The sequence below is a fragment of the Micropruina sp. genome (genome assembly GCF_047602385.1).
In the GTDB taxonomy this organism is placed as follows: Bacteria; Actinomycetota; Actinomycetes; order Propionibacteriales; family Propionibacteriaceae; genus Micropruina.
This window is the reverse complement of sequence record NZ_JASGHL010000002.1, coordinates 714,989-739,636: the sequence shown is the minus strand read 5'-3', so window position 1 is coordinate 739,636 and position 24,648 is coordinate 714,989. Positions and strand designations below refer to the sequence as shown.

Genomic DNA, 24,648 nt, shown 5'->3' with positions numbered 1-24,648 from the left:
ACCCAGGCGAGCGGCTCGAAGGGCTTCCTCCTACCCTTCGAGCCGCACAGTCGATCACGCGGCGCCGGTCACAGTGATAGGAGACGATTCCTGTTCGAGCGTGACGACGCGAGCTCCGGCCAGGGCGGTCAGCGCTTCGTCCAGCAAGCGGTGGATTGACGTGCTGATCGTCGTGCAGCCGCTGTCGATCTTGGCGGCGTTGGTCTGGATCGCGCCGGCGAGCTTCTTCAGCGTGTCGATCTTGGCCAGCTGCGCGAGTGCCTCGGTGATCTTCTCCTCGGCGGTCTGGACCTCCTCCGAGCCGGTGCGCGCCGACGCCGCGATGGCGACCGTCCGCAGCAGCATCACCACGGTGCGCAACAGCTCGGGATCGTCGGCGTCCGGGTTGAAGGCGAGGACGACCCGCCGTGATCCGAGAACACGGATCGACTGGCCCGCATTCTGGTCGATCGTCCGGACGATGCCCAGAGACGCGGCAGCACCACGGTTGCGTTCTGCCTCGTCGAAGTACTCGCTCCAGGCCATCCGCCGGGAGTCGGTGACCTCCACCAGAACGCGGACCTCCTGGTCATTGACAGCAAGGACGCCGTCGCCCTTCTTGCAGCGCGGAAGGCGTCCGACCTTATTGGTGGTGTCCTGATACTCGTCGCCGAGCCCCGCCGCGATCCCGCTCATCAGCACACGCACCTGGCCCTCGAACGAGCCGCCCTTGATGGGGGTGACGTTGGCCAGTGAGGTCGTCGCCTGCTGCACCTTCAGCGCGGTCGTCAACTCGTCCACCTTCTCCGCGAGCGTGTGGTGGTTCTTCTCGATCCGCTCGGTGAACTCCTTCTGGCTCACGGTCAGTGCGGCGGCGTGCTTCGCCATCGGGGACGACGGGTCGCTCGGGTCGAACTGCTTGGCCGCCTTGGCCAGCAACTCGGTGGTCCCGCTGCTCACCTGTGCTTCGAGGGTCTTGGCGAACGAGTTGAGCAGCGGCCGCAACCGCTCGAGCAGCTCGGGGTGCTCGCCCCCGAAGAGCCGCTGGGTCTCGCTGACCAGGGTCTTGGTCGCCTGCCCGACCGCAGCGGTGATCTCCTTGCGGTTGGTCGCTTCGGCGTCGATGATCGCCTTCTTCGCATCGGTCGCGACGCGGGTCACCGTGCTCGATGCATCCTTGGCGGCACGCTCGGTCAACTCCGCAGCCTGCTTGGCAGCCTGGGCCGTCTGTTCGCCGACGCCCTTGACCATGGTCTCGAGCAGCTGCGTTTCAGCGGTGTGCGCGGTGCTGGCGAGGACGCGAGATCCCAGCGTGATCGCCTCGCGGACGAACGTGGTCACGTCTGCGTTGCGGACGTCGATCAGCTCATCCGGAACCTCGCCCCGCCGGCCGGTCGTCCAGTGCCGTGCCTCATTGAGCACGGTCGAGTCGTCGATGGCCATCGTGTCGATGACGATCGCCTGCCCTTTCGCGTCGAAGCGGGCCTTGTCAGTGCCGGTCATGCTTGCCCTCCTGAGGGTGTTCGGTCGTCCGCCCGAGTGACGGCGACACCATCGAGAATCGCCAAACGCGGGTGCGGTAGCAATGATGAAACGTGTTTAGTGGGCTAAACAGATTGCACTATGGCAATGTGACCCTTCTTCCTCTAGTCTCCACTCAGAACGTGAAAGGAGGGACTATGCAAGCGGGAATGCTGACCTTGCGCGACGTGGCGGCGATAGCCGGAGTCACGCGCCAGGCCGTCACCAACTGGCGCCGTCGTTCAGCGACAAAGGTGGGTCCCCTTCCCTTTCCTCGCGCGATCAACCGCATCAATGGAGTGGAGTACTTCGCCACCACCGACGTGCTCGCGTGGCTCAAGACGAGCGGACGCGGCCACAACATCGAGGCGAGCGAGGACGCGCCGGCGTTCGCGGTGCCTGTCGGCTTGCACCTTGATGAAGTAGTCACCTTCCTCGCGCTCCGGGCCTTGAGCGGCCAGGAGCTCGGTGGATGCTCGGTCGACGAGCTGACGGAGATGGCGGCCGGCGTGGACGCCGAGGATGACTTCCTGCTCTCCGAGGTCGCGGCGATCGGTGCGAACCCTTCGCTCGCCAGCTACGTGGACGACCTGATGGAGTCGTCGCTGGGCCTGGCAGACGCCTTGGATCGTGCCTACGCGAGCCGCTTGGCCCGCTCTCCTCACGCTCGGGGCCTTGCCGAGAGTGCACTGGAGCTCCTGGACGCCGTCGCGGCCACTTGCCGGACGCATCTGGGTTCTGACGAGGTGGCGCTCGATCCACGCGTGGACCTCGGCACGGCTCGTCGCCTGGCGTCGTCCTTTGCCGGGGTCTCGCCGGTAGGCGACGACGATGCGCAGCTCCGCGACCTCCGCCGCCATCTGGTCTTGGACGAAGTCGAGTTCCTTGATCGGGGCCGCCCTGCGGTTCGTGTCCTTTCCGTGGTGGGTGAGGAAGCAATGCAGGCGCTGGTAGCGGTGGAGGGAGTCGCCTTGGACTTGATGCCAGGCGACATCGGGGTGGTGCTCGGTTCATCGGCAATACTCTGCGACGCGTTGCGCGGCGACTTCGAGGCGGTCCGGTCCGACACACTCGAGATGGGCCACCTGGTGCTCGCCGCTCGACTGCCTCGCGGTCTCTGGAAGGGCGCCCATCGCCAGCAACTCGGGTTGTGGGTTCTGGTCGGTGGGTTGGAGGTCGATCGCGTCGTCCTCGCCGACCTGTCCTCCGAGACGATCGATCTGTCGGATCTCGCGTCCGACCTCGCCGCGGCGCTGACCAGGGCCGGTGGTCGCTCGTTCCGCTATGGACGGCCGGTGGAGCGTGCCGTGTTGAGGGGACGCCGTCCCCTTGTGCCGCCGGGTATCAGGGCGGATCGTCTGGGCGATGCGGCGCACGCCGATCACCGGGACCGGATCGCGGCGTTGACCCTGGTTACTAGCGAGCCGCTCACGGGGTACGACATGGCCGTGGGCACGGCGCCACCCGCGGCAGTGGTTACCCCGCGATCCCTGGGAGAACTGGTCGAGCAGCGACGGCTGGAGTTCCACCGAGGAAATCGAATCGATCCGACACAGGCCGACTCGGCCGGAACGGTTGCGGTGCTGTCGGCCGACCCGGAGGTTGGTGATCTCTGGTTCGATCCGTTGGACGCAGTCCGGCTTTACCCGCATGCCAGCCGGACCGAACCGAACGACGTCGTGTTCGTCGAGCGTCCGCGTCCGCGGGCGACGGTGGACTCGGACGGCGGTGCGATCGTGCGATCACCGAGCCGCATTCTTCGCCTTCCGGCCGGTGCCGGTCTCGGACCGCACGCGTTGGCCGCCGTGATCAACCTGCTGCCGGACGATGCGGGAGACTGGCGGACTTGGCCGGTCCCTGTGCTCGAACCCGCCAATGTTGACGCCGTCGAAGCGGCACTCACCGAGGCCGACGCCTACCTGGGCGAGTTGCGACGCCGCGAGTCCGCTATGAAAGACCTGATCACCAACCTCATCCAGGGCGTGGCTGCCGGCACGGTCACGCTCGACACGAATCTGACCAAGAAGGCAGGCTGACGTGCCCCCACGCAAGAACCCAGAACCACAGGCACCCTCGACCATGAAGGAACTGAAGGACACCCTGTGGAAGGCGGCCGACAAGCTCCGCGGCTCGCTGTCGGCCAGCCAGTACAAGGACGTGATCCTCGGCCTCGTCTTCCTCAAGTACGTGTCGGACGCCTACGACGAGCGTCGTGAGGCGATCCGTGCCGAGCTCGCTGCCGAGGGGATGGACGACGAACAGATCGCCGAGTTGATCGACGATCCGGAGGAGTACCAGGGCTACGGCGTCTTCGTCGTGCCGCTCGCCGCGCGCTGGTCGTATCTGGCCCAGTACGCGAAGGGAAAGCCGGCCATCGGTAGTCAGCCTCCGCGGACCATTGGGTCGCTGATCGACCAGGCCATGGATGCCATCATGCGGGTCAACCCGAGCCTCGCCGGCACGCTGCCGCGGCTCTACAACCGGGACAACATCGATCAGCGCCGCCTCGGTGAGTTGATCGACCTGTTCAACAGCGCGCGATTCAGCCGACAGGGTGAGCATCGCGCCCGCGACCTGATGGGAGAGGTGTACGAGTATTTCCTGGGCGCGTTCGCCCGCGCCGAGGGCAAGCGTGGCGGCGAGTTCTTCACGCCGCCCAGCGTGGTGAAGGTGATCGTCGAGGTGCTGGCGCCCAGCAGTGGCCGCGTCTACGACCCGTGCTGCGGTTCGGGCGGCATGTTCGTGCAGACCGAGAAGTTCATCTACGAACACGACGGCGACCCGAAGGACATCCACGTCTTCGGGCAGGAAGCCAATGAGGAGACTTGGCGGCTTGCGAAGATGAACCTCGCCATCCACGGCATCGACAACAACGGACTAGGCGCCCGCTGGGGCGACACTTTCGCCCGCGACATCCACCCCGGCGTACTGATGGACTACGTGATGGCCAACCCCCCGTTCAACATCAAGGACTGGGCGCGTAACGTCGAGGACGTCCGCTGGCGCTACGGCGTTCCACCGGCGAACAACGCCAACTACGCGTGGATCCAGCACATCCTGTCCAAGCTGAAGCCGAAGGGCCAGGCCGGTGTCGTCATGGCTAACGGATCGATGTCGTCGAACTCGAACGGCGAGGGCGCCATTCGTGCTCAGATCGTCGAGGCCGATTTGGTCTCCTGCATGGTGGCGTTGCCCACCCAACTCTTCCGCTCCACCGGCATTCCGGTCTGCCTTTGGTTCTTCGCCAAGGACAAGGGCGAGCGTGCCGGGCAGGTGTTGTTCATCGACGCTCGCGAGCTGGGGTACATGGTCGACCGCGCTGAGCGCGACCTGAGCGCGGACGATATCAAGAGAATCGGCGACACGTATCACGCTTGGCGTGGCGATTCGTCGATCGAGCCTGTCGAGGCCTATTCGGATGTGCCCGGCTTCTGCCGGAGTGCCACCATCGCCGAGATCAAGGACGCCGACTACGCGCTAACCCCTGGACGGTATGTCGGGGCCGCCGAAGTTGAGGACGACGGGGAGCCGATCGAGGCGAAAATCGAGCGATTGACGAAGGAGTTGCTCGGAGCGTTCGATGAATCCGCACGGCTTGAGAAGGTCGTGCGCGAGCAACTGGAGCGTCTCAATGTCTGAATGGGTAACTACGTCGTTGCCAGACGTTCTGGATTTCCGTGAAGGCCCAGGGATTCTGGCCGTAGATTTCCGGGAACAGGGGATCCCGCTCATTCGACTTGCGGGAATCAAGCGCGGGGCTCGCATTGTTGACGGTTGCAACTATCTTGATCCGGAAACCGTTGAACGGAAGTGGTCGCAGTTCAGGCTCATCGAGGGAGATGTGTTGCTCAGCACATCGGCCTCGCTTGGCGAGGTTGCGCGGGTGGTTAGCGACGGCGTGGGTGCCGTTCCCTATACGGGGATCATCCGGTTTCGTCCACGCGACGAACGAATAGACCCGCTGTTTATTGAAAGCATGCTCACAGCCCGGGATTTCAAGGCGCAGATCGAGGCGATGGGCGTTGGGTCCGTCATGAAGCACTTCGGGCCCTCTCATTTGCGTCGGATGAGCGTCTCCTATCCCGTGGATGTCAGGGACCAACGAGCTATCGCGGAGATCCTACGAGCCCTTGACGACAAGATCGCCGGCAATGCGCACGTCGTGGACGCTGCGACGTCTTTAGCGGTGACACTAGCGGGAGCAGCGTCAGGAGTTGTCGTTGTGTCAGATATTGTCAGGCATGCAACAACCCAGCTTTCGCCAAAAAGGTTCGATGCGCTTGTCGCTCACTACAGTCTTCCTGCCTTTGATGCTGGAAATCGGCCAGAGGGCTCGATTCGGGCATCCATCAAGAGCAACAAATTCCTACTGGAGCGGCCAGCGGTTCTTGTGTCGAAACTCAATCCTCGGATCCCGCGAGTCTGGGACGTGGCGGCACTCCCGGAGCGGATGGCGGTGGCTTCCACGGAGTTCGTCGTCCTTGAACCAATCGGTATTTCGACGACGGCACTATGGGCGTCTCTTTCTCAGCCTGCGGCGGCCGCGGAGCTTGCGAGTAACGCGGCTGGGACGTCAGGGAGCCACCAGCGTGTCCGACCGGCCGAAGTGCTCGCTTTGCGTGTTCCCGATCCGCGAAAGCTTGGCCCAGGTTTGCTTAGTCAAGTGGATTCTATCGGTCTATCTGTTCACCATTTGCGGGGCCAGAATGAACGTCTGGCTGCGACGCGCGACCAACTGCTGCCTCTCCTGATGTCTGGTCGCCTCCGCGTCAAGGACGCCGAGCGAGCCGTCGAAGAGGTCCTCTGATGCCGTACGACTTGACCAACCGGCTTGTGGTGGGGGTGGCGTCCAGCGCGTTGTTCGATCTGACGGAGTCCGATGCGTACTTCAAAGAGCACGGTGAGGCCGCGTACCGGGAGTACCAGGACGACCACATCGATGACACGCTTCCACCGGGCGTCGCCTTCCCGTTCATCAAGCGGCTGCTGCAACTGAATGATCTGCGGCTGGATGACCCGCTCGTCGAGGTGATCGTGCTGTCGCGGAACGATCCGAGCACGGGCCTCCGGGTGATGCGATCGGTCGAGAAGCACGAGCTGGCGATCTCGCGAGCAGTGTTTACCCAGGGCAAGGCGCCGTACGAGTACATCGGCGCGTTGGGGATGTCACTGTTTCTGTCGGGCAACCGGCCCGACGTGGACAGCGCGATCGGGGCGGGATTCCCCGCTGGCCACGTCCTGCCGTCCCAGGCCGCGTACGACGATGACGACCGATCACTGGTTGTTGCGTTCGACTTCGACGGGGTCCTAGCCAACGATGACTCGGAGCGTTTGTACCTAACGTCGGACGAACTCGACACCTACCTTCAGCACGAGTCCAATCACAAACTCGATGCGCTCGGCGAAGGTCCGCTGAAGCCGCTGCTTGCCGACCTGAACACCATCCAGAAGTTGGAGGAAGCCAGGCGTCTGGCTGACCCCAACTACGCGTCGAGGCTGCGCATCGCGCTTGTCACCGCGCGAAGTGCCCCCGCCCACGAGCGAGCCGTCCGGTCACTGCGGAAGTGGGGCGTCAACGTCAACGACGCGTTCTTCCTCGGCGGGATCGAGAAGGCGAAGGTGCTGCAGGTCATGCGTCCGCACATCTTCTTCGACGACCAGGCCGTGCACCTCGGCGGCGCGGCCCGGTTCGTCGCCGGAGTCCACATCCCCTACGGCGTTGCGAACACCGGAAGAAGCGCATCGTGACCGACCAGCCTTCCAGCGAGATCCTTCTGTACGAACTCGAAGGGGGGGTGCCCGCGATCGAGGTCCGACTCGATGCAGACACGGTCTGGCTTAGCCAGCAGCAGGTGGCCGACTTGTTCCAGACCTCTCGCACGAACGTCGTGGAGCACATCCGGCACGTCTACGAGGAGGGTGAACTCGACGAGTCGGCAACCTGTCGGAATTTCCGACAGGTTCGCACCGAGGGCACCCGCCAGGTCAGCCGCGAGTTGCCGTTCTACAACCTCGACCTGATCATCTCAGTCGGCTACAGGGTCAAGAGTCGCATCGCCACCAAGTTCCGCATCTGGGCTACCGAGCGTCTGCGCGAGTACCTGGTGAAGGGCTTCACCATGGACGACGCGAAGCTGAAGAAGCTGGGCGGCGGCACCTACTGGCGCGAGTTGCTCGACCGCATCCGCGACATCCGCTCCAGTGAGAAGGTGCTCTACCGGCAGGTGCTCGACCTGTATGCCACCAGTGTCGACTACGACCCCCGCTCGGGGGAGACGATCGAGTTCTTCAAGGTCGTGCAGAACAAGCTCCACTACGCCGCGCACGGCCACACCGCCGCGGAGGTCATCGCTGCACGCGCCGACGCCACGCAGCCGAACATGGGGCTGATGTCGTTCGCCGGGCAGCGGCCGGTCAAGGCCGAGGTCACCACCGCGAAGAACTACCTCAGCGAAACCGAACTGAAGAAGCTGAACACGTTGGTGTCGGCCTACTTCGACGCCGCTGAGTTCCGGGCACAGAACCACCAGCCCACCTACATGCGCGACTGGCTCGCTCACCTCGACCGCCTCATCACTGCGATGGAGGCCCCGACTTTGACGGGCGCCGGATCGGTCAGCCATCAGCAGGCTGTCGCCAGGGCGGAGACCGAGTATGCGAAGTATCGAGCGCAGCGTGACGCCGATCCCTCGGATGTCGAAGCGGCCTATTTGGAGTCGGTGAAGCGCGCTCAGCGTGAGATCGAAGGAGAGGCGTCCCGATGATCACCGAAGCCGAGTGGGAGAGGTTCGCCCTCGACCAGCTTGTTGAGAACGAGTGGAAGCATGTACCCGGGAAGGAACTGGCGCCCGGCGCGCCGGGCGGGCGCAGGTCCTGGGATGAACTGACACTGCCGAGCCGCGCCCTGGACGCAATGCGTCGCCTCAACCCGTTGGTGCCGTCCGAATACCTGGAACAAGCGCTGGCCGAGATCCAAGCGCCGAAGTCGCAGGACGCCATCGCGGAGAACTTCCGGCTGCACGAGATCCTGGTCAAGGGCTTCCGCGGCATCACCTACCTCGACTCCGACGGAGTCGAGCACAACCCGACCATCCGATTGATCGGCCATGACGTTGACGACAACGAGTTCCTCGCCGTCAGCCAGGTGACCATCCGCTCCCGCGAGATCGAACGCCGGTTCGACATCGTCCTCTACCTCAACGGCTTGCCGGTAGGCATTGTTGAACTCAAGCAAGCGGGTTCCGAGAAAGCCAGCCTGACTTCGGCACATGCACAGCTGGAGACCTACCTGCGGGAGTTACCGATGGCATTCCGGTTCGCCGTGTTCACCATCATCAGCGACGGGATCACCGCCCGGTACGGCACCCCGTTCACGCCTCTCAACCACTACGCGCCGTGGAACGTTGACGATGGCGGCCGCCGGGTGACCACCGGCACCGAGGTCGACGAGCAGAGCCTCGGCATCGAGCTTGAATACCTGATCGATGGCGTGTGCAATCCGGAGCGGTTCCTGCAACTGCAGCGCAACTTCGTCGCCTTCGACGCCGGCGCGGACGGCTACGCGAAGCGGATCGCGAAACCGCACCAGTACTTCGCCGTCACCAAGGCGGTCGGGTCGACCGTCGCGGCCGCAGAGACAAACGGCAAGGCCGGCGTCGTCTGGCACACCCAGGGTTCCGGCAAGTCGATGGAGATGGAGCTCTACGCCCATCTGGTCGCACAACAGCCGAAGCTCAAGAACCCCACCCTGATCCTGGTCACCGACCGCAACGAACTCGACAGCCAGCTGTTCGAGGGGTTCAACCGCTCGCAGCTCCTTGGGGAGTCGCCGGTGCAGGTAGCCAGCCGGACGCAGTTGCGCAACGAGTTGGTCAACCGCAGGACGGGTGGCATCTACTTCACCACGCTGCAGAAGTTCGGGCTCTCGAAGGCCGAACGCGAGGCCGGTCTTGACCATCCGCTGCTCACCGACCGGCGCAACATCGTCGTGATCGTCGATGAAGCTCATCGCAGCCACTACGACCAGTTGGACGGGTACGCACGACGGATCAGGGAGGCGCTGCCGAACGCCAGCTTCATCGCCTTCACCGGAACGCCGATCTCGTTCGCCGACCGCAATACCGTCGAGGTGTTCGGCGATGTCATCGACACCTACGACCTAACCAGGGCTGTCGAAGACGGCGCCACCGTGCAGGTCTATTTCGAGCCCCGCCTCATCGCGGTGAAACTGACCGGCGAGGTCACCGAGGAGCAACTGGACCTTGCGGCGGACGAGGCGACCACCGGACTCGATCAGGTCGAGCGAGAGAAGGTCGAGCAGTCCGTCGCCGTGATCAACGCCGTCTACGGTGCGCCAGCCCGCCTGGCCGCTCTGGCCGCCGACATCATCGAGCACTGGGAAGGCCGCGCCGACGCTCTCCAGCCGTTCATCGAGACGTCCGGAAAGGCGATGATCGTCGGCTCCACCCGTGAGATCTGCGCGAGCCTGTATGAACAGATCGTCGCGCTCCGACCCGAATGGCACCACGATTCGATCGAGGAAGGCGTCGTCAAGGTCGTCTACTCCGGGTCGGCTGCCGATCAACCGCCAGTGAGTAACCACGTCCGGCGTGAGAGCCAGAACAAGACGATCCAGAAGCGGATCAAGGACCCGGACGACCCGCTGCAGCTGGTCATCGTCCAGAACATGATGCTGACCGGTTTCGATGCACCACCACTGCACACGCTCTACCTCGACCGGCCGCTCAAGGGTGCCTTGCTAATGCAGACCCTGGCCCGAGTCAACCGCACTTTCCGAGGGAAACCCGACGGGCTGCTGGTCGCTTACGCTCCGGTCGCCGAGAACCTCCGCGAGGCGCTCGACGAATACACCGAGTCCGATCGGGCCAACCGGCCCGTGGGCAAGAACGTGGACGAAGCCGCCGACCTCGCCCGCAAGCTGATCGCTGCGTTGGACGAGATCTGCGCCGGGTTCCCGTGGCGAAACCGCTTGATGGGCGACGGCCGTAGCTGGATGAAGGCTGGCCGTTGGGCTGACCAACTATCTCCGGTCCCCGGGGACGCCCGGCAACCAGGCGGGCGAAGGTGACGACGACCTGGGTACCCGGTTCCGCGCACTGGCCAATCAGCTTGCCCGTGCCTGGGCGCTGGCGGCGGGCAGTGAAACGCTGGGCGATCTGCGCACCACCGCCAAGTTCTACGAAGAGGTGCGGGTCTGGATGGCAAAATTCGACGCCCAGGAGAGGCAGTCGTCCGGTCGGCCAGTGCCCGACGAGATCCAGCGTCTGCTTTCCCGATTGGTGGCGACGTCCACTGCGGCCGGCGACATCGTGGACATCTATGACGCCGCCGGGTTGGCCAAGCCGTCGCTGTCAGACCTGGGGCCCGAGTTCGTCATCAGGGCGCAGAATGCCCAGAACCCGCACCTGGCGATTGAGGCGCTTCGTGACCTGCTCACCGAGGAATCTGGTCACGCCGCACGACACAACTTGGTGCGGCAGCGGGCGTTCTCACAGAAGCTCAAGCAGCTGATGAACCGCTACACCAACCAACAGCTGACCTCCGCGGAGGTGATCGCGGAACTCATCGAGCTTGCGAAAGAGGTCGCGGCAGAGGGCAACCGTGGCGCGCGCTACAAACCCCCGCTCACCTCGGATGAGCTCGCCTTCTACGATTCATTGGCCTCCAATGAGTCCGCCCTCACCGTCCAGGGCGAGGACGTCCTGGCGCAGATTGCGAGGGAACTGTGGGTGATCGTCCGCCGCGACGCGAAGACCGACTGGACCGCGCGCGACGACGTCCGAGCGAAGCTTCGGTCGTCAGTGAAGCGGTTGTTGGTGAAGTACAAGTACCCGCCCGACCAGCAGCCGGAGGCGATCCGGTTGGTACTCGAGCAGATGGAGAGCTTGGCGCCACGAATGGCGGAAAGGAAATGACGAGATGGATGAGATGACCAATCTTCCGGACATCGCCCACCAGTTCAGCGATCAACTCGTGGGACAGCCGGAATGGGTTCAGTACGCGTGGGGCGTCCTGGCCGGTGCCGGACTGGTTCCGGGCGACGCGGACCCCGAACACCCGAACTATGCCGACCACTTGGTCACCGTCGCAGCTCTTGCCTATCTGGCCGATCTGGTGATCAATGATCGGAGCAACGTCGACCCCCCCGATATCACCGAGGGCACATACAGGCTGGACGACATCGCTTTGGGGCGTTTCGCGGAGCGGCTGGGCATCCATCCGGCGGAGATCCCCGAGAGCGCTTACCAGCTCGGCCAGGACTGTGTGGAATCGCGGCTGAAGCCGGTCGCCCGCGCCATCGCCGCTGAGGTCGGTTCACAGACGCTATTCGCCGAGCTGTGGGCGCAGCGCGAGGGCGAAGTCGACTTTCCCTTGGGAGCCGATGAGTTGGACGACCTCCTCAACAGCGGGGTCAGCGGAGACAAGATGGCAGCCTACGAGTGGCTGATGGGCCTGATCGGGCACCGCTGAGCGCCGAGTGGTCTTCTTCGGGGTAGGAGTGAAAAGGACATGATCCGGTTGTGGAAGTCCAAGGCGCTGCTCGAGGCCGACTACGACGCCGAGCGCCGCACGCTCCGCGTCGAGTTCCGCAACGGCGGCCGGTACGAGTATCTCGACGTGGATCCGGAGGTGTTCGAGGGGCTGACCCACTCCGCCCACCCGTGGACCGAATGGCGGGAACGGATCCTGCAGCACGACTGGCGACGACTGGACTGAGCGGACGCGCACGATCGCCCCGCCGGTGGGGCGGGGCGATCGTGGCGGGAACTGTTCGGTCGGGATCCGGATCAGTTGTAGATGGACAGGACCGCGGACTTGTGCCAGCCGGTGTTGCCGGAGACGACGCCGTTGTCGGAATGCACGTGGAAGCGGATCTTCTGGTAGACCTCTTCCTTGCCGAGCTCGGTGTCGACCAGGGTGCGCTTGTTGTGCACCGTCTTGACGCCGCGCACCGAGAAGGTCGAGGTGCCCAGCTTGTCGTCCGGGTTCGGCCAGCCGTCCTCCTCCCAGCGCACCTGGGTGATGTGTGCGGAGCGGCCCGGCGAGCAGTTGACGCTGATCCGGTAGTCGATGATCTTGACGCCGGCGGCGTTGGTACCGGCGTAGATCGGCTTCAGCGGCTCGACCTTGCAGCCGGATGTGGTGTGCGCCTGCGCGCCGCTGGCGATGGCCACCGGCAACGCGGCGGCGGCGATTGCTCCCGCGACGAGTCGGCGGGCGTTCTTGGTGAGGGTCATGGCGACTCCTTTCAACGAGTGGCTGATGCCTGTTCTCCTCCGGGGCTCCGCCCCGTGCCTCAAGGTTCGCCCGCGGACCAGGCCGGGCGCGTCCGGCGCCGGAGTGAGATCGGTGACTATGCCCACGGGCATACCTGCGGCGGCGGACACGCGCGATCGCCCCGCCGGACGGGCGGGGCGATCGCGGTGAGAACTGATCTCGGGGCCGGATCAGTTGTAGAACGACCGGACTGCGGAGTTGTGCCAGCCGGTCCAGGCCGAGACCACACCGTTGTCGGAGACCACGTAGAAGCGGATCTTCTGGTAGACCTCCTCCTGGCCGATCTCGCCGTCCACCAGGGTGCGGTAGTTGTTCAGCGTGGTGGTGCCACGGGCGCTGAACGTGCTGGTGCCGAGGTGGTCGTCGCCGTTGGGCCAGTCGTCCTCTTCCCAGCGCTCCTGGGTGATGTAGGCGGTCCGGCCGGACGAGCACGACACCGCGATCTTGTAGTTCAGCACCTTCACGCCGTTGGACTGCGTGTAGGCGTACTCGGGCGTGAGCGGCGTGGCGGTACAGCCGGAGGTCGACACCGCGTGGGCGTTGGTGGCGGCTGCGACGCCGAGCGCGGCGGCGGCGAGCGCACCTGCGGCGATCCGGCGGACGTTGGTGGTGAGGGTCATTGGGACTCCTTGGATTGGGTGGTGTTGCCTTCGTGAGGAGGTTTCCTCGGTGACCCAAGATTCGCCGTCCGACCAGGGGGGACGCGTCTGCCGGCCGAGTGAGATCGGCAGCTATGCCTGCAGGCATACGCCAGCGGGCCGCCCCGGTTGGGACGGCCCGCTGGTTGATTCGATGTGCGTTCAGTGTTCGGAGGGTTCCTTGGCTCGGGTCCCCTCGATCTGCACGTCGGGTTCGTAGGAGTCCGGCCCCAGGGTGCCGCCGCCCTCCAGAACGCGGGCCTCGGTTTCCTGCACCTGCAGCGGGGGCGCGGCGGCGAGATCGGACGGCTCGTCCGGCGTGCCCGGCATGAACACGTTGAAGAACAGGTTCAGGGCCACCGCCATGATCGCCGAGGCGCTGATCCCGGAGTGGAAGATGGTGACGAACCAGCCCGGGAAGCTGTGCCAGAAGTCGGACGACACGACCGGGATCAGGCCGAAGGCGACCGAGGCGGCCACGATCACCAGGTTGTTGTTGCCCTGGTAGTTGACCTTCGACAGGGTCCGGACGCCGGACGCCGCGACGGTGCCGAACAGGACGATGCCGGCACCGCCGAGCACCGGGCCCGGGATGATGCTGAACAGGGCGGCCGCCATCGGCGACAGGCCGAGGACGATCAGCAGGGCACCGCCGGCGGCCACCGCGAAGCGGCTCTTGATGCCGGACAGCGCAACCAGGCCGACGTTCTGGGCGAACGCGGTGGCCGGGAACGAGTTGAACACCGGTGCGATCATCGAGGACGCCATGTCGGCCCGCAGGCCGTCGCCGACCCGGCGGGAGTCGACCTTGCTGCCGACGACCTCGCCGACGGCCAGCAGGTCGGCGGTGGTCTCGACCATGATCACCAGGATCACGATCAGCATCGAGATGATGGCGCCGACCTCGAAGATCGGCATCCCGAACGCGAACGGCTGCGGCAACGCGATGGGGGCGGCGGAGGCCACCGGAGCGAGGCTGGTCTGGCCGGTGAACAGGGCGACGACGGTGCCGATCGCGAGACCGAGCAGGACGGCCATCCGGGAAAGGATCTCGATCTTGCTGAGCACGATCACCACGACGAAGGTGAACAGGGCCAGGCCGACGCTGGGCAGCGAGGCGAAGTTGGGGTTCGCCACCCGCGCGCCGTTGACCACGATGGTGGCCTGGCCGGTGATCCACCCGGCGGCCACCGGCATCAGCGACAGGCCGATCACGGTGATGATCGAGCCAGTCACCACGGCCGGGAAGAACCGGACGATCCGGGCGAAGAACGGCGTGATGACCAGGCCGATCGCCGACGCGGCGATGACCGCGCCGTAGGCCGACTGCAGCCCGACCCCGGCCCGGTCGCCGATGATCGCCAGGATCGTCGACACCGCGGCGAACGAGGTGCCCTGAACCAGCGGCAACTGCGCGCCGAACCAGCGCACGCCGAGCGTCTGCAGCAGGGTGGAGGCGCCACTGACGAACAGGCCGCAGGCGACCAGCAGCGCCTTCTCCGCGGTGTCCAGACCGGCGGCGCCGCCGACGATCAGGGGGACGGCGATGACGCCGCCGAACATGGCCAGGATGTGCTGGACGCCGTAGCCGACGGTGGGGCCGATGCCGAGCTTCTCGTCCTCGGGACGGCTGCCGACCGGGAGGTCGGGTAGTTCTACTTCTTTGACTGGGGAATCGGTGTCGATCATGGCCTGAGGCCTCTCTGGTCGGAGTCCGAGAGTCCGGCGCTGCGCCGGGGCTGGTCTGCCCCGGCGCCTCGTCGGCTTGATGGGGCCGGGCGGTGAGCCCGGTCGTGGCGGGGGTGGGTCGGTCAGATGAAGGTCGGGAGGTCGACCCAGGCGTCCGGCTCGGCGGTGACGCCGTCGCGGATGATGGTTCCCTCGATCAGTCCGTAGGGACGGTCGGCGGCGTAGAACACCTCGTTGGGGTTCTCCAGGCCGAACGGGCTCAGGTCGACGACGAAGTGGTGCTTGTTCGGCATCGCGAACTTCACCTCGGCGATCTCGGGGTAGGCCTCGATCGCCGCCTTGCCCATCTCCCACAGGGTCTGCTGCAGGGCCAGCGAGTGCACGGTGGCGAAGGTCGACATGAAGATCGCCGAGACGCCCTCGTAGACCGCGTTGTAGTCGATGCCGGCCTCGACGGCCTCGGGCAGGTAGCGCCAGCGGCCGGTGACGGAGGTGGCCATGATCCGGTCATCGGTCTCGACCAGGGTGGTGTACTTGTCCCGCGGGAAGCCGGCGAACTCGCTGCCGGTGGACTTCAGCACGGTCAGGTCCTTCAGGCCGGCCGTGACGTGGGTATTGCCGTCGATCTTCTGCACCGCGGCCAGCCGGGTGGCCTGACCCTTGCGGACGAAGGAGTGGTCGTGCTCGGCGCCGTCCACGAGGATGCGCTCCCAGGCGTACTGCTCGGCCTGCCACAGGCCGCCCTCGATCCAGTCGAAGGACGAGACGAAGTGCTCGCCGAGCTTCAGCAGGAACTCTTCGGGAGAGCCGACTCCGTGCTCCTTGGCGAAGGCGTACACGGTGTTCTTCTGGGTATCGGTCGCGACCACCAGTGCGTTGTCGCCCACCAGGTACGAGTCGACGAGCGCGGCACCACGCAACTGGCTGGTGACGTTGAGATCCTCGATCTCATGACGGGCGGTGTCCCGGGTGATGCGAACGACCCGGTTTTCGGCCTTGCCGTATTTGTTGGCGCCAAGGCTGACGGTGACGGACATGTACTTTCAACTCCCTCGATAGGTGGAATAGGCGAACGGTGAGAGCAATAGGGGGACGTGGTAGTGCGCCGCCGTTTCGTCGATGGCGACGGTGATGGTGACGCTCGGATAGAAGGTCGCGACCTGGCGTGCGGCGAAATACTCGCCGGTGCCGAAGGTGACGTGATAGGTGCCGCTTGGCAGCGTGTCGGGCCCGAACGAGGGCACCCGGCCGTCCTCGTTGGTGAGGCCCTGCGCGATCACGGCGTGATCGTCGTCGGTCATGGTTACGGTGACGCCGGCTGCCGGGACGCCACTGGAGCCGTCCAGCACATGGGTGGTGACGAAGCTCATGCGGCCACCGCCTGCTCGAGTCGGAGCAGCGCGATCTCGCGCAGCTCGCCAGCCACCACCGCGTCCTCGGTGGCGTCGTCATTACCCAGCCGGGCGGTCAGCGCGGCCAGGATCTGCTCCGGCGACCGGCCGGCGGCACGGATCAGGAAGACCCGACCGAAGCGTCTCTCATAAGCGGCGTTACCGGTAGCGATGGCGTCTCGGACGTCGGCCTCGGCGGTGCCCATGCCGGCCTGTTCGGTGGCTGAGTGGGCGGCGTTCGCGGCACCGATGCTGCTGGCCTTCGGCTTCTCGCCGATCCGCGGATGGTTGGCCAGGGCCGCGTCCACATCGGCTCGGGTCCAGCCCTGGGCGGTCTCGGCGGCGTGGGCGAGGAGCGCTTCCCGGGAGGCGAACGGACGGCCCACGACGACCTGGGCGACCCAGCTCTCCACCTCCGCACAGGTGGCCAGCAAGCTGGCCGCAGCCCCGCCGTCCAGGCCGTTGAACTCCTCGATCGTCATTGCGCTCCTCGCTCATGTTGGTCTGACCACTTGAACGAGGATTACGTTAGTGCGCTTATTTGTTAGGTCTGTGTCACCCGTGTGACGGTCGCGTAACGCGATAGCGAGAGCGAATTCTCGGGACCGATCGAGTGCTACAGCCAGCGACGCCGGCGAATTTCAAGAAATTTCGAGAGTGTCGGCGATCAGCCGAAACGTGCACGTAATGGAATCGTCACAAATGATCGGCGGCGTCGCGGAATCGGTCGATCACCGCATGGATCTCGCGCAGATGGTTGCCCATCGCACGCATCGACTCGTCGGGGTCGGCGGCTTCCAGCCCGGCCAGGATCCGCAGGTGGCCCTGGTGCGAGATCCGCCGTCCTTCGCCGGCCAGGTGCGAGAACACCCGGACCTCGACCGTCCAGTTCGCGGTGAGCTCGCCGAGCGAGGAGAGCAGCGGGTTGCGTGACGCGCGCGCGATCGCGGTGTGGAAGGCGACGTCGAGCCGAAGCGACTCCTCGGCGTCCACGTCGGTGGCCGAGGTGGTCAGCAGGTCGCGCAGTTCAGTCAGTTCGTCGGGGGTGATCCGCTCGGCGGCCAGTCGGGCCAGCTGTGGCTCGACCAGCTCGCGGAACTCCGCCGAGTGGGTGAAGTCGTCACCGGCGTGCTCGAGCCGGGCGGCCAGCGACGCGCCGCGCGGCACCTCGCGGGTGACCCGGGTGCCGCTGCCGTGCCGTCGCACCACCAGTCCGGACGCCTCAAGCCGGCTGAGCGCCTCGCGCAGCGCCGCCCGGGAGACGGCCAGCTCGGCAGCCAGGGCCCGTTCGGCGGGCAGTCGATCGCCCGGGGTGAAGGCGCCGCTGGCGATCCGCTGCTCGATGTGCCGGACGATGTCGTCGGCGACGGTGACACCGCCACGGTGCCGGGCTGCGACGGTGTCCAACTCCGGTGACATCGCGGATGCGTCCGCCTTCCGGTGAGCGACGGGGAGGCGGCGGACGCCGCCTCCCCGATATTCTCTCACCTCTGCCGGGTGGAGGCGGTCAGGCGGACTGCAGCGCCGGCGTGCGCTCGGTTTCCAGTTCGGTTTCGGCGGCGGCGAAGGTCTCGCGCATCTGGTCGTAGTCCAGCTTGCCCTCCCACTTCGACACGATGAATGTCGCGACGCAGTTGCCGAGCAGGTTCACCGACACCCGCATGGAGTCCATCAGCCGGTCCGCGCCGAGCAGCAGGGCGACTCCGGCGACCGGGAAGATGCCCAGTGCGGTGGCGGTCGCCGACAGCGCCAGGAAGGACGAGCCGGGCACCCCGGCCATGCCCTTGGAGGTCAGCAGCAGGACGCCGAGCGCCGCCAGCTGCTGCCCCAGCGACAGCTCGATGCCGAACGCCTGGGCAAGGAAGAGCAGCGAGATCGACAGGTAGATGGCGGCGCCGTCCAGGTTGAACGAGTAGCCGGTCGGCACCACCAGGCCGGTGATCGAGCGCGGGTTGCCCGCGTTGGTCAGCTTGGTCATGATCCGCGGCAGCACGGCTTCGGTGGAGGCGGTTCCCAGGGCCAGCAGGAACTCCGAGCGCGCGTACTTGATGAAGTCCCACAGCGGGACACGGGCGAAGCCCCAGGCGATGGCGAAGAGCAGGCCGATGAAGATGATCGCGGCGCCGTAGCAGGCGGCGATCAGCATCGCGTAGGTACCCAGGGTGGCCAGGCCGTACTGGCCGATGATGAAGGCCATCGCGCCGAACGCGCCGAGCGGCGAGACCCGCATGATCCAGCCCATGATCTTGAAGATCACGTCGAGGGTGGCGTTCAGCACGTCCATCACCGGCTTGGTCTTCTCGGGGCCGAGCACCACCATCGCGGCGCCGAAGAAGACCGCGAAGAAGAGTACCTGCAGCAGGCTGTTCTCGGCGAACGCCTGGATCACGCTTCTCGGGGATGACGTGCAGCAGGAAGGTGGCCGCATCGGGGATCGAGCCGCCGGCGGTCTTGGCGGTCACCGCGGCACCGTTCAGGCTGGCCGGGTCGATGTGCAGGCCGGCGCCCGGACGGACCACGTTGCCGACCACCATGCCGAAGGCCAGCGCGAAGGTGGACGCGGCGAGGAAGTAGCCGAGTGCCTTGACCCCCACCCGGCCGACCGACTTCACGTCGCCGACGTGGGCGATGCCGGTGACGATAACCAGGAAGATGATCGGCGCGATCACCATCTTGATCAACCGGATGAAGCCGTCGCCGATCGGCTTGAGCTGGGCGCCGATCGTCGGCCAGAGCGCACCGATGGTGATGCCCAGCACGATGGCGACGCCGATCTGGAAGAACAGCGACTTCCAGATCGGCTGCTTGACCTTGAGCTTCTGGTCGGGGCCTACCTCGTAGAGTCCTTCGACCGTCTTCGAACTGGCCATGGTGGCCTCCTTTGTGGGGTGTCGAGCGTCAGCGACACTCCACTCCTGTCGCATTACGGAAGGCGGCAGGGGAGGTAACCGTGAAGTTACGGTCCGACCACTTTGGTCAGGCCACTTCGACCAGGGCCTAGCCGGTGTTGCGCAGGCCCGCGGCAACGCCGTTGACGGCGAGCAGCAGCGCGCGCTCGAGTTGCGGGTCCCGGTCCCCGGCGCGCAGCCGGGCGAGCATCGCCACCTGCAGGTAGCTGACCGGGTCGAGGTAGGCGTCCCGGACGCTCAGCGTGCGCTGCAGGATCGGCTGGTTGTCCAGCAGTTCCCGCTCGCCGGTGATCGCCAGGATGGCCGCGACCGTTCGCTGGTACTCCTCGGAGATCCGGTCGAAGACGTGGTGCAGCTTGGGGTCCACCAGCGAGGTGACGTAGTGCCGGGCCACATCGAGCCGGGTCTTGGTGAGCATCATCTCCACGTTCGAGACGAAGGTGCGGAAGAAGTGCCACTCGGAGTACATCGCGTGCAATTGCTCGCCGTGTCCGGCGGCCACGGCTGCCTCCAGTCCGCTGCCGACCCCGAACCAGCCGGGCACGATCTGCCGCGACTGCGTCCAGCCGAACACCCAGGGAATGGCGCGCAGCCCGCCCAGTCCGGTGCCGCTGTCGGGCCGCTTGGACGGCCGCGAGCCCAGCTTGAGCGCGCCCAGCTGGTCGACCGGGGTCGACTCCCAGAAGTAGGCCGGCAGGTCCGGATCCTCGACCAGTCGGCGGTAGGCGACGAATGCGGCGTCCGAGATGGTCTGCATGGTGGCGTCCCACTCGGCCAGCTGTTCGGCGCTCTGCCGCGAGGTCAGGTGCAGCGTGCTCGCCTCCAGGACGGCGGCCAGCGTCAGTTCCAGATTCTCCCGGGCGAGCGCGGGCAGGGTGTACTTGTCCGAGATCACCTCGCCCTGCTCGGTCACCTTGATCTCGCCCTGCAGCGAGCCGTAGGGCTGGGCCAGGATCGCCTCGTGGGTGGGGCCGCCGCCGCGGCCGACGGTGCCGCCGCGGCCGTGGAACAGCCGCAGCCGGATGCCGTACCGGGACGCCACATCGCGCAGCACCCGCTGGGCCCGGTGGATCTCCCACTGGCTGGTGGCGATGCCGGCGTCCTTGTTCGAGTCGGAATAGCCGAGCATGACCTCCTGGACGTCGCCGCGCAGCTTGACCACGGCCCGATAGGACGGCTCGGCGAGCAGCCGCTCAAGGATCTCCCCGGCGGTGCGCAGTTCGGTGACGGTCTCCAGCAGCGGAACGAAGCCGATCGCCGCGACACCCTCGGTGAGGTCCACCAGGCGGGCCTGCCGGGCCAGCAGGACGGCGGCCAGCAGGTCGTCCGCGCCGCGGGTCATCGACACGATGTAGCTTCTCGATGCAGGCCGGGCCGAACCGCTCGTGGGCCTCCCGGATCGCCTCGAAGGTGCCGTACGTGCGAGCGCCGTCGGCGTCCAGCCGCGGCGGCGAGGGGGCCAGCGGGCGCCGCTTGGCCAACTCGGCCGACAACACCTCGAACCGCTGGTCGGCACTCAGTCCGGCGTAGTCGGAGCCGAGCTCGCCGAGCCGGTCGAACAACTGGCCCAGGGCGTGGTGGTGCTTCTCGGAGTGCTCCCGGACGTCCATCGTCGCGACGCCGAGCCCGAACGCGCTGACCGTGCGGATCAGCCGGGTCAGCCGTCCGCCGGCCAGCAGCTCGGCCGAGTTCGCGATCAGTGAGGTGCGGACCAGGTCGAGATCGGCCAGCAGCCGGCTGTTGCCGCGGTAGTCGTGACCGGGCCGGTGCGGCAACTCCTCGCTGAGCCGCTTGCGGGTGTTGAGCAGCTTCTGCCGCACGCAGTGCAGCTTGAGCCGATAGGGCTCCTCGACGTGGATCCGCTGGACGTGCGGGTCGAGTTCGGGCAGCGCGACCAGGTCGGCGTCCAGGCTGGCCTGCAGCTCGGGGCTGATCCGGCGCAGCCGACTCGAGGTGGACACCTCGGCGATCACGGCGTCCAGCTCGGCCAGCAGCACGCCGATGCCGACCAGGTGCTGACGCTGCAGCACCTGCAGCGTGGTCTCGGGGGTGACGTTGGGGTTGCCGTCCCGGTCGCCGCCGATCCAGTTGCCGAGGGCCAGCGGGGCCGCGGTCAACGGCAGGTAGCCGCCCTGCTGGGCCACCTCGTCGGCCAGGTCGTCGAGCAGCTGGGGGGCGGTGCCCGCCATCAGCGCGGCGGCGTAGAACAGCACGTTGCGGGCCTCGTCCTCGACGGTCGGCTGGTCGACCCGCAGCTCGTCGGTCTGCCAGAGGCTCTCGATGATCCGGGTCAGCTCCCGGTCCCGGACGCGTTCGGCGCGCTCGGTCAGCTCGTTCGGCGCGGCCAGCAGGGCGTCCCCGATCTGCCGCAGCTGGATCAGTGTGGTCCGCCGGCTCGCCTCGGTGGGGTGCGCGGTGAACACCGGGCGCACCTGCAGCTTCGCCAGCGCGGTGGTCAGGGCGGGTGCGCCCAGTTCCTCTGCCACTCGATCCACGGCACTGGCCAGCCAGCCGCTGCCCTCGGGACGGTCGTCGAAGGTGCGGATCCGGGCCACCTGCTCGGCGATGTTGGCCAGGTGGAAATAGGTGCGGAAGGCCCGGATCAGGTTGATCGCGGTCGGCAGGTCGGCGGCGCTGAGCCGCTTGGTCAAGGTGCGCTGGGCCCGCTGGTCGCCGGCCAGTGCCTCCCGGGAGAGCCGGCGGATGTCCTCGATCTGGTCCACCAGCCGCGGCGACTCCTGGCGGGCCAGTGTCTCGCCGAGCAGCTCGCCGAGGCGGCGGATGTCCCGGCGCAGCCGGGCGTCGTCGGGTTCGTCGAGAAAGCCGGGCGCGGCTGCGACATCGGTCACGGAGCCCTCCTGATGCGGTTGGCGGCTGACGACGTTGTCGGGACGCCGCACAGGCTAGCGCCCGCGCCACAAGGGGCTGCGGAAATCTCAGCGGACGAGGACCAGCCCCGAGGTGAACGCCAGTGCGGTGGCCTGGGCACGGTCGCGACACCCGGTCTTGCACAGGATCCGGGAGATGTGGGTTTTGACGGTGCCCTCGCCGACGAAGAGCCGCTGCGCCAGTTCGGCGTTGCTCAGCCCGTCGGCCAGCAGGGCCAGCACCTCGCGCTCCCGCGGGGTCAGGACGGCGACCGCGCCGCTCGGGCTACCCGGCGTCGGGATCGCCGCCAGCGCGGCCAGCACCTGCCCGGCGACCGAAGGATCCAGCCACACCTCACCGGCTGCGACCCGGCGGACGGCCGGTGCCAGGTCATCGGGATGCCGCTTCAGCACATAGCCGGCGGCGCCCGCGCGCAGCGCCCGCACCACGTCCGGGTCGCCGTCGAAGGTGGTCAGCATCAGCACCGGCGGGGACACTTCGGCGGCACAGACCGCCCGGGTCGCCCCGACGCCGTCCAGCCGGGCCATCCGGATGTCCATCACCAGTACGTCCGGACGGCACGCGTACACCAGGGCGACCGCCTCGTCGCCGTCCGACGCCTGGCCCACCACCGCCAGGTCGGGTTGGGAGTCCAGCACCGCGGCCACCCCGGCCCGGATCAGCGGGTCGTCCTCGACGATCGCGACCCGGATCATCGGGCACCGACCGGAAGCCGGGCGGAGAGCCGGTAGCCGTTGTCGCATCGGCCCGACTCCAGGACGCCGCCGACGTGACGCAGGCGCTCCCGCAGGCCGTTCAGGCCGCGTCCGCCGGTGACCGGCAACGCCGGCGGCGCGCCGGCCGCCTCCGCGGCGAAGTCCACGATTGCCAACTCCAGTTCGGTCGGCGTCCAATTCAGCGAGATCCGGCACCGGGTGCCGCGCGGAGCGTACTTGAGGGTGTTGGTGATGCCCTCCTGGATCGCCCGGTAGACCGCGGTCTGGGCGGGCAGGGGCAGCTCACGACGGCGTCCGGTCTCGCTGAAGGCGACCTCCAGGCCGGCCTCGGAGGCCAGTGCCAGCAGCGCCGGCAGATCGGCCAGCATTGGTGCTCCGGCGGCCAGCGGCTCGCGCGGCATCAGCTGCAGCGTTGCCTGGATCTCCTCCATGGCGCGGCGGGCGGCCGACTCGATGCAGCGCAACGCGGCCGGGTCGCCGGCCGAGGCGGATCGGGCGGCCGCCGCCTGCAGCAGCACGGTGGTGATCGTGTTGGCGACCCCGTCGTGCAGCTCGCGGGCCAGCGCCAGGCGTTCGTTGTGGGTGGCCTCGGTGCGCAGCTGGTCCTGTTCGGCCTGCCAGGCCCGCAGCCGCTCAGCCCGCAGGGCGACGCGCCGGCCGGCCACCCAGGCGACCGCTCCCGCGGCCAGCGCGAGCAGCACTCCCTGGGTCAGGCCGATCCACTTGCTGTTCAACGTCACCGAGAGCACCACCGAGTGGGTGATCAGCGGGACGGCTGCCAGCCAGCCCCAGCGGGCCGTCCGGGCGGCGGAGTTCGCGGCCACCGCAAAGGTGGCCACCAGCACGCCGGCGATCGGCTGCCACATCGGCACCAACAGGCAGATCATCGAGAAGGCGGCCTGCGCCGCGAACACCGGGAGCGGATGGGATCGCCGCCACAGCAGTGTGCTGTGCACCGTGACCGTGATCAGCACCGGCAGCCACAGCGGGAGAGTGCCGCCGTCGACGAGCCGCGCCTCGCCGTCCCAGAACAGCAGGTCCACGGTGATCGCCGCCGCGACCACCAACAGGCTGCGCACGGTGGCGGACATCAGTTCTGGTGGCACATCGACAGCCACGGGAACAACAGGCACCACCCGCTGGCGGGGATCGCGCCGGGCGGCAGCGCGGAGCCGACCGGTGCGGTGCTCGCGGTGGCCAGTTCCAGCATCCACATCGTCGCCGCGGACGACTCCTCGCCCTCGCGATGGCCGAACTCGCCGATCGCGCGGGCCTGGGTGTGCGGGGTGCTGCCGGTCAGCCAGGCGATGCCCACCGAGGTCGGCGTGGCGCCATCGGCGAGGGCGGCGGCCACGTCCAGGTCGGCCAGCACCAGATTGTCCTTGACCAGCTCGCCGGTGCCCAGCAGCGACGGCTTGCTGGCCCCGGCAGCCTTGCCGAAGACCGCCACGAAAAGCGGCGACACCTCGCCGCCGGTGCCGCGTGGGCCGGTCACCACCGGAAGCCCTACGGCCGATTCGAGGTCGCGGACGACCTTTGCGAACTTCTTCGTCTGCTTCGCCATGGGAGGACTCCTGTCGGGACGGAATGCCCCACAGGAGTCGTCCGGGCCGACTCA

The 24,648-nt window shown here is 67.0% G+C and carries 23 protein-coding genes and 1 pseudogene; 9 read left to right on the top strand and 15 right to left on the bottom strand.

The genetic code is table 11. From position 1 onward, the window contains the following. Positions 1 to 54 precede the first annotated feature (54 nt). On the bottom strand, positions 55 to 1,482 hold the full coding sequence (locus QM711_RS08440) for a Fis family transcriptional regulator (protein ID WP_415098218.1): 1,428 nt from the start codon (positions 1,480 to 1,482) through the stop codon (positions 55 to 57). Between the two features lie 176 nt (positions 1,483 to 1,658). Between QM711_RS08440 and QM711_RS08435 the strand changes: the two genes are divergently transcribed. Genes QM711_RS08435 through QM711_RS08395 form a run of 9 tightly spaced genes read left to right on the top strand, consistent with a single transcriptional unit; the run spans position 1,659 to position 12,237 of the window. Then, positions 1,659 to 3,536 carry a helix-turn-helix domain-containing protein gene (locus QM711_RS08435; protein WP_415098216.1) on the top strand — a complete coding sequence of 626 codons (1,878 nt, stop codon included), beginning with the start codon at positions 1,659 to 1,661 and terminating at the stop codon, positions 3,534 to 3,536. A gap of 43 nt (positions 3,537 to 3,579) precedes the next feature. Next, entirely contained in the window at positions 3,580 to 5,139 is a 1,560-nt protein-coding gene (locus QM711_RS08430; RefSeq protein ID WP_415098214.1) for a type I restriction-modification system subunit M, read from the top strand. Continuing rightward, positions 5,132 to 6,307, top strand: a complete 1,176-nt coding sequence (locus QM711_RS08425; RefSeq protein ID WP_415098212.1) for a restriction endonuclease subunit S — start codon at positions 5,132 to 5,134, stop codon at positions 6,305 to 6,307. Before QM711_RS08430 ends, QM711_RS08425 begins: the two co-directional genes overlap by 8 nt. Before the next feature lie 50 nt (positions 6,308 to 6,357). Next, positions 6,358 to 7,248, top strand: coding sequence for a 5'-nucleotidase (locus QM711_RS08420; RefSeq protein WP_415098210.1), 891 nt, complete (start codon positions 6,358 to 6,360; stop codon positions 7,246 to 7,248). Continuing rightward, positions 7,245 to 8,264, top strand: coding sequence for a virulence RhuM family protein (locus tag QM711_RS08415; protein WP_415098208.1), 1,020 nt, complete (start codon positions 7,245 to 7,247; stop codon positions 8,262 to 8,264). Before QM711_RS08420 ends, QM711_RS08415 begins: the two co-directional genes overlap by 4 nt. Beyond that, the gene (locus QM711_RS08410) at positions 8,261 to 10,588 is read left to right on the top strand and encodes a type I restriction endonuclease subunit R (RefSeq protein ID WP_415098206.1); all 2,328 of its coding nucleotides are present in this window, start codon (positions 8,261 to 8,263) and stop codon (positions 10,586 to 10,588) included. Before QM711_RS08415 ends, QM711_RS08410 begins: the two co-directional genes overlap by 4 nt. Continuing rightward, positions 10,521 to 11,435, top strand: coding sequence for a DUF3387 domain-containing protein (locus QM711_RS08405; protein ID WP_415098645.1), 915 nt, complete (start codon positions 10,521 to 10,523; stop codon positions 11,433 to 11,435). The genes QM711_RS08410 and QM711_RS08405 overlap by 68 nt, the downstream gene beginning before the upstream one ends. Positions 11,436 to 11,439: 4 nt before the next feature. Further along, positions 11,440 to 11,991 (top strand): hypothetical protein, encoded by a 552-nt coding sequence (locus QM711_RS08400; protein WP_415098204.1) that lies wholly within the window; start codon positions 11,440 to 11,442, stop codon positions 11,989 to 11,991. A gap of 39 nt (positions 11,992 to 12,030) precedes the next feature. Continuing rightward, positions 12,031 to 12,237, top strand: coding sequence for a KTSC domain-containing protein (locus tag QM711_RS08395; RefSeq protein ID WP_415098202.1), 207 nt, complete (start codon positions 12,031 to 12,033; stop codon positions 12,235 to 12,237). Positions 12,238 to 12,308: 71 nt separating this feature from the next. Here the strand turns inward: QM711_RS08395 and QM711_RS08390 are convergent, their stop codons facing one another. The 14 genes and pseudogenes from QM711_RS08390 to QM711_RS08325 form a co-directional block, all read right to left on the bottom strand. Next, complete coding sequence (locus QM711_RS08390) at positions 12,309 to 12,758, bottom strand: hypothetical protein (protein ID WP_415098200.1); 450 nt, start codon at positions 12,756 to 12,758, stop codon at positions 12,309 to 12,311. Between the two features lie 210 nt (positions 12,759 to 12,968). Beyond that, positions 12,969 to 13,418 (bottom strand): hypothetical protein, encoded by a 450-nt coding sequence (locus QM711_RS08385; protein ID WP_415098198.1) that lies wholly within the window; start codon positions 13,416 to 13,418, stop codon positions 12,969 to 12,971. A gap of 180 nt (positions 13,419 to 13,598) precedes the next feature. Then, a complete protein-coding gene (locus tag QM711_RS08380; protein ID WP_415098196.1) occupies positions 13,599 to 15,125 on the bottom strand; it encodes a nucleobase:cation symporter-2 family protein in 1,527 nt (508 codons plus the stop codon). Positions 15,126 to 15,247: 122 nt separating this feature from the next. Continuing rightward, positions 15,248 to 16,162: a factor-independent urate hydroxylase gene (gene pucL, locus QM711_RS08375; RefSeq protein ID WP_415098194.1), complete on the bottom strand. Its 915-nt coding sequence runs from the start codon at positions 16,160 to 16,162 to the stop codon at positions 15,248 to 15,250. 6 nt (positions 16,163 to 16,168) lie between these two features. After that, on the bottom strand, positions 16,169 to 16,495 hold the full coding sequence (gene uraH / locus QM711_RS08370) for a hydroxyisourate hydrolase (RefSeq protein ID WP_415098192.1): 327 nt from the start codon (positions 16,493 to 16,495) through the stop codon (positions 16,169 to 16,171). Beyond that, complete coding sequence (uraD, locus tag QM711_RS08365) at positions 16,492 to 16,998, bottom strand: 2-oxo-4-hydroxy-4-carboxy-5-ureidoimidazoline decarboxylase (protein WP_415098190.1); 507 nt, start codon at positions 16,996 to 16,998, stop codon at positions 16,492 to 16,494. The genes uraH and uraD overlap by 4 nt, the downstream gene beginning before the upstream one ends. Positions 16,999 to 17,212: 214 nt before the next feature. Further along, complete coding sequence (locus QM711_RS08360; protein ID WP_415098188.1) at positions 17,213 to 17,935, bottom strand: FadR/GntR family transcriptional regulator; 723 nt, start codon at positions 17,933 to 17,935, stop codon at positions 17,213 to 17,215. An 88-nt stretch (positions 17,936 to 18,023) separates the two neighbouring features. Further along, the gene (locus QM711_RS08355; protein WP_415098185.1) at positions 18,024 to 18,905 is read right to left on the bottom strand and encodes a cation:dicarboxylate symporter family transporter; all 882 of its coding nucleotides are present in this window, start codon (positions 18,903 to 18,905) and stop codon (positions 18,024 to 18,026) included. Between the two features lie 70 nt (positions 18,906 to 18,975). Then, positions 18,976 to 19,386, bottom strand: a pseudogene (locus QM711_RS08350) (cation:dicarboxylate symporter family transporter); the annotation flags it as partial. A 127-nt stretch (positions 19,387 to 19,513) separates the two neighbouring features. Further along, the gene (locus tag QM711_RS08345) at positions 19,514 to 20,731 is read right to left on the bottom strand and encodes a phosphoenolpyruvate carboxylase (RefSeq protein WP_415098643.1); all 1,218 of its coding nucleotides are present in this window, start codon (positions 20,729 to 20,731) and stop codon (positions 19,514 to 19,516) included. Then, positions 20,619 to 22,274: a phosphoenolpyruvate carboxylase gene (locus QM711_RS08340; RefSeq protein ID WP_415098183.1), complete on the bottom strand. Its 1,656-nt coding sequence runs from the start codon at positions 22,272 to 22,274 to the stop codon at positions 20,619 to 20,621. Before QM711_RS08340 ends, QM711_RS08345 begins: the two co-directional genes overlap by 113 nt. A gap of 87 nt (positions 22,275 to 22,361) precedes the next feature. Then, positions 22,362 to 23,009 carry a response regulator gene (locus QM711_RS08335; RefSeq protein ID WP_415098181.1) on the bottom strand — a complete coding sequence of 216 codons (648 nt, stop codon included), beginning with the start codon at positions 23,007 to 23,009 and terminating at the stop codon, positions 22,362 to 22,364. After that, positions 23,006 to 24,121 carry a sensor histidine kinase gene (locus QM711_RS08330; RefSeq protein WP_415098179.1) on the bottom strand — a complete coding sequence of 372 codons (1,116 nt, stop codon included), beginning with the start codon at positions 24,119 to 24,121 and terminating at the stop codon, positions 23,006 to 23,008. Before QM711_RS08330 ends, QM711_RS08335 begins: the two co-directional genes overlap by 4 nt. Beyond that, on the bottom strand, positions 24,121 to 24,594 hold the full coding sequence (locus tag QM711_RS08325) for a hypothetical protein (protein WP_415098177.1): 474 nt from the start codon (positions 24,592 to 24,594) through the stop codon (positions 24,121 to 24,123). Before QM711_RS08325 ends, QM711_RS08330 begins: the two co-directional genes overlap by 1 nt. Between the last annotated feature and the right edge of the window lie 54 nt (positions 24,595 to 24,648).

Bases quoted from the DNA above. Each gene is read 5' to 3' on its own strand.
- QM711_RS08435 (WP_415098216.1), top strand. From the start codon at position 1,659: ATGCAAGCGGGAATGCTGACCTTGCGCGACGTGGCGGCGATAGCCGGA.
- QM711_RS08430 (WP_415098214.1), top strand. From the start codon at position 3,580: ATGAAGGAACTGAAGGACACCCTGTGGAAGGCGGCCGACAAGCTCCGC.
- QM711_RS08440 (WP_415098218.1), bottom strand. From the start codon at position 1,482: ATGACCGGCACTGACAAGGCCCGCTTCGACGCGAAAGGGCAGGCGATC.
- QM711_RS08400 (WP_415098204.1), top strand. From the start codon at position 11,440: ATGGATGAGATGACCAATCTTCCGGACATCGCCCACCAGTTCAGCGAT.
- QM711_RS08330 (WP_415098179.1), bottom strand. From the start codon at position 24,121: ATGTCCGCCACCGTGCGCAGCCTGTTGGTGGTCGCGGCGGCGATCACC.
- QM711_RS08380 (WP_415098196.1), bottom strand. From the start codon at position 15,125: ATGATCGACACCGATTCCCCAGTCAAAGAAGTAGAACTACCCGACCTC.
- QM711_RS08325 (WP_415098177.1), bottom strand. From the start codon at position 24,594: ATGGCGAAGCAGACGAAGAAGTTCGCAAAGGTCGTCCGCGACCTCGAA.
- uraD (WP_415098190.1), bottom strand. From the start codon at position 16,998: ATGACGATCGAGGAGTTCAACGGCCTGGACGGCGGGGCTGCGGCCAGC.
- QM711_RS08385 (WP_415098198.1), bottom strand. From the start codon at position 13,418: ATGACCCTCACCACCAACGTCCGCCGGATCGCCGCAGGTGCGCTCGCC.
- QM711_RS08390 (WP_415098200.1), bottom strand. From the start codon at position 12,758: ATGACCCTCACCAAGAACGCCCGCCGACTCGTCGCGGGAGCAATCGCC.
- QM711_RS08335 (WP_415098181.1), bottom strand. From the start codon at position 23,009: ATGATCCGGGTCGCGATCGTCGAGGACGACCCGCTGATCCGGGCCGGG.
- QM711_RS08360 (WP_415098188.1), bottom strand. From the start codon at position 17,935: ATGTCACCGGAGTTGGACACCGTCGCAGCCCGGCACCGTGGCGGTGTC.
- QM711_RS08410 (WP_415098206.1), top strand. From the start codon at position 8,261: ATGATCACCGAAGCCGAGTGGGAGAGGTTCGCCCTCGACCAGCTTGTT.
- QM711_RS08425 (WP_415098212.1), top strand. From the start codon at position 5,132: ATGTCTGAATGGGTAACTACGTCGTTGCCAGACGTTCTGGATTTCCGT.
- uraH (WP_415098192.1), bottom strand. From the start codon at position 16,495: ATGAGCTTCGTCACCACCCATGTGCTGGACGGCTCCAGTGGCGTCCCG.
- QM711_RS08395 (WP_415098202.1), top strand. From the start codon at position 12,031: ATGATCCGGTTGTGGAAGTCCAAGGCGCTGCTCGAGGCCGACTACGAC.
- pucL (WP_415098194.1), bottom strand. From the start codon at position 16,162: ATGTCCGTCACCGTCAGCCTTGGCGCCAACAAATACGGCAAGGCCGAA.